Annotated in this window: 3 protein-coding genes and 1 pseudogene; all 4 read left to right on the top strand. The window is 74.4% G+C overall.

What is annotated here, in order from left to right; genetic code table 11:
• Positions 1-384 (top strand): annotated as a pseudogene (locus Q0112_RS13460) (hypothetical protein); the annotation flags it as partial.
• Positions 381-1211, top strand: a complete 831-nt coding sequence (locus Q0112_RS13455; protein ID WP_297976095.1) for a glycosyltransferase — start codon at positions 381-383, stop codon at positions 1209-1211. The pseudogene Q0112_RS13460 and the gene Q0112_RS13455, both read left to right, overlap by 4 nt.
• Positions 1208-1942, top strand: coding sequence for a glycosyltransferase family 25 protein (locus Q0112_RS13450; protein WP_297976093.1), 735 nt, complete (start codon positions 1208-1210; stop codon positions 1940-1942). The genes Q0112_RS13455 and Q0112_RS13450 overlap by 4 nt, the downstream gene beginning before the upstream one ends.
• Positions 1943-1993: 51 nt before the next feature.
• Positions 1994-2692 carry a putative nucleotide-diphospho-sugar transferase gene (locus Q0112_RS13445; RefSeq protein WP_297976091.1) on the top strand — a complete coding sequence of 233 codons (699 nt, stop codon included), beginning with the start codon at positions 1994-1996 and terminating at the stop codon, positions 2690-2692.
• Positions 2693-2760 lie beyond the last annotated feature (68 nt).

Raw genomic sequence — 2760 nt, 5'->3', positions numbered from 1 at the left:
CGGGCGCGCGACCCGATGAGCGACGTGCGCGGGGTGCGGGCCTTCAAGGTGATCGTCGATCCCTGCCACCTGACCGCGCTCCGGGTGCATTCGATGGAGACGGACGGCAGCGGGCGGACCTCGAACGACGCCGGGCTGGTGGTGGAGGAAAGGGAGCGGGAGAAGCCGGGCTTCTATTCGGCCGAGCATCTGCAGCTCAACCACTATTACACCCGCTCGGAGGCGGAGCTGGCCGCGAAGATCGGCCGCGGGCCGAACCTCGCCGCCAAGCGCGGCGAGTACGAGCGCAAGGTGCGCCGCACGGTCGCCAACATCGAGGCGGACGAGGTGGAGGACCGGGCGGCGCTCGACTATCTGGCGCGGATCGGCTGGGAGGCGCCGTGAGAACCGAGCTGATCGCCGCCACCTACAACAACCCGCGGGCGCTCGCCCTCTCGCTCGCCTCGGTGGCGCGCCAGGCGGTGCCGCCGGGGTCGGTCTGCATCGCCGACGACGGCTCGGGGCCGGAGACGCGGGCCGTCGTCGAGGCCTTCGCCGCCGCCCACCCGGGGCTCGCGGTACGGCATGAGTGGCACCCCGACCGCGGCTTCGAGAAGAACGCCATCCTCAACCGCGCCATCGCCACCTCGGCGGCGGACTTCCTCGTCTTCATCGACGGCGACGTCCTCGTCCGCTCCGACTTCCTCGCCCGCCACCTCGAGCTGGCCCGGCCCGACCGCTGGTCCTCCGGCAGCCTGATCCGCCTCGACGCCGCGGCGACGGCGGCGGTGACCGAGGCGCTGGTCGCGAGCGGGCGGGTCTTCGAGCGGGACTGGCTCAAGCAGCACGGCGCGGTCGACCGCTTCGGCACCTGGCTGAAGACGCGGCCGCTGCCGGCGCCGCTGCTCCGGGCGCTCGACCGGGTGACGCCGGTGCAGAAGGCCTGGGGCGGGGCGAATTCCTCGGCCTTCCGCGCCGCGCTCCTCAAGGTCAACGGCTTCGACGAGAGCATGAAGTACGGCGGCGAGGACAAGGACCTCGGCGTCCGGCTGACCAACGCCGGGGTCAGGGGCCAGCACCTGCGCTATACGGCGTCGGTCGTGCATCTCGACCATCCGCGCGGCTATGCCGATCCGGCGACGATCCGCGCCAACAAGGCGCGGGTGCGGGAGACGCGCCGCTCCGGGCGGAGCTGGACCCCCGACGGCATCGTGAAGGAGGCGGCGGCGTGATCGGCCATCTCATCAACCTCGACCGGGCGCCGGAGCGCTGGGCCTCGGTCAGCCGCATCGCCGCCGAGCGCGGGCTCGCCATCGAGCGGGTGCCGGCGGTCGACGGCCGCGACCCGGAGCAGCTGAGGCAGGCCGCGGTGGCGCCGGGCACAGCACTCACCCCGGTCGAGATCGCCTGCTTCGAGAGCCACCGCGCCGCCTGGCGCCGCATCGCCGCCGGGGAGGCGCCCTTCGGGCTGGTGCTCGAGGACGACGTCTTCCTCGCCGCGGGGATCGTCGGCTTCCTCGACGCGCTGCCGGCGGCGGCCGCCGGGCTCGACCTCGTGAAGCTGAACGCGCATCCGCGCGGCATGATCCTGCACGCCCGGCCGATCGCCGAGGTGGCCGGGCGGCGGCTGCTGCGCCCGGCGCAGCGCACGAGCGATGCCAGCGCCTACGTGATCTCGCGCGCCTTCGCCGCCCGCGCGCTCGAGCTCCACAGCGGCTACCGCGAGGCGCTCGACCTCGCGCTCTTCGAGCCCGGGACCGGCGCGCGCATCGCCCAGGTCGACCCCGCCCTCGCCATCCAGCAGCGCTATGCCGACTTCCGCTTCCTCGACGAGGGTGCGCCGAAGACGCAGATCCAGCCCGACCGGGCGGCGCCGCGGCCGCGCCCCGGCGCCCTGACCGCGCTCCGGCGCGAGGCGGCGCGCCTCTGGCGGCGGCGCCTCCTGCCGTCCAGCCGGTCCTGAACCTCGGGCGGGCGCCGTCCGAGCGGCTGGCCTTCCGCAGGATCGCCTTCGATGGCTGAGGGCGGGCGGCGGGGGCGCGGCGTCGTCTATATCGCCACCGGGGCCGCGCATGCCGCGGCGGCGCGCGCCTCGGCCGCCTCGGTGCGGCGGACCAACCCCGGCCTCGGGATCGTGCTCTTCAGCGACCAGCCGGTCGCGGGGCCGGAGTTCGACCGGGTGGCGGCGGTCGCCGCGCCGCACATTCGCTCGAAGGTCGACTACCTGCCGGAGACGCCCTTCGCCGAGACGCTCTATCTCGACACCGACACGCGCGTCCTCGGCGACCTCGGCGAGATGTTCCGCCTGCTCGAGCGCTTCGAGATGGCGCTGGCGCAGCGGGTGCACGTGCCGGCGAGCCCGGCGCGCTCGGTCTGGCGGCACGCCGTCCCCTCCTCCTTCCCGCAGCTGAACGGCGGGGTCCTGCTCTACCGCTCCTCGCCGGCGGCGCTCGGCTTTCTCGCGGACTGGCGGGCGGCCTACGCCGAGGCGGGCTTCAAGGTCGACCAGATCACGCTTCGCGAGCTGATGTGGGCGAGCGACATCCGCTTCGCCGTGCTGCCGGCGCGGTTCAACACCCGCCGCTACACCTGGGCGCACCACTGGTTCACCGCGACGCCGCGGCCGGTCATCCTGCACACCAACCGCTACCACCCGACGAAGTTCGGCCCGGTGCGCGCCTGGCTCGACGGGCTGACCGGCCCCTACCGCTGACGGAAAGGGTCGTGCCCTCCCCATCCGTCCCGCCCGAGGCCCTGCCTCGGGCAGCGCCCGCCCCGCCC

This window comes from uncultured Amaricoccus sp., from assembly GCF_937858865.1.
Taxonomy (GTDB): Bacteria; Pseudomonadota; Alphaproteobacteria; order Rhodobacterales; family Rhodobacteraceae; genus Amaricoccus.
This window is presented reverse-complemented; position numbering and strand designations above follow the sequence as displayed.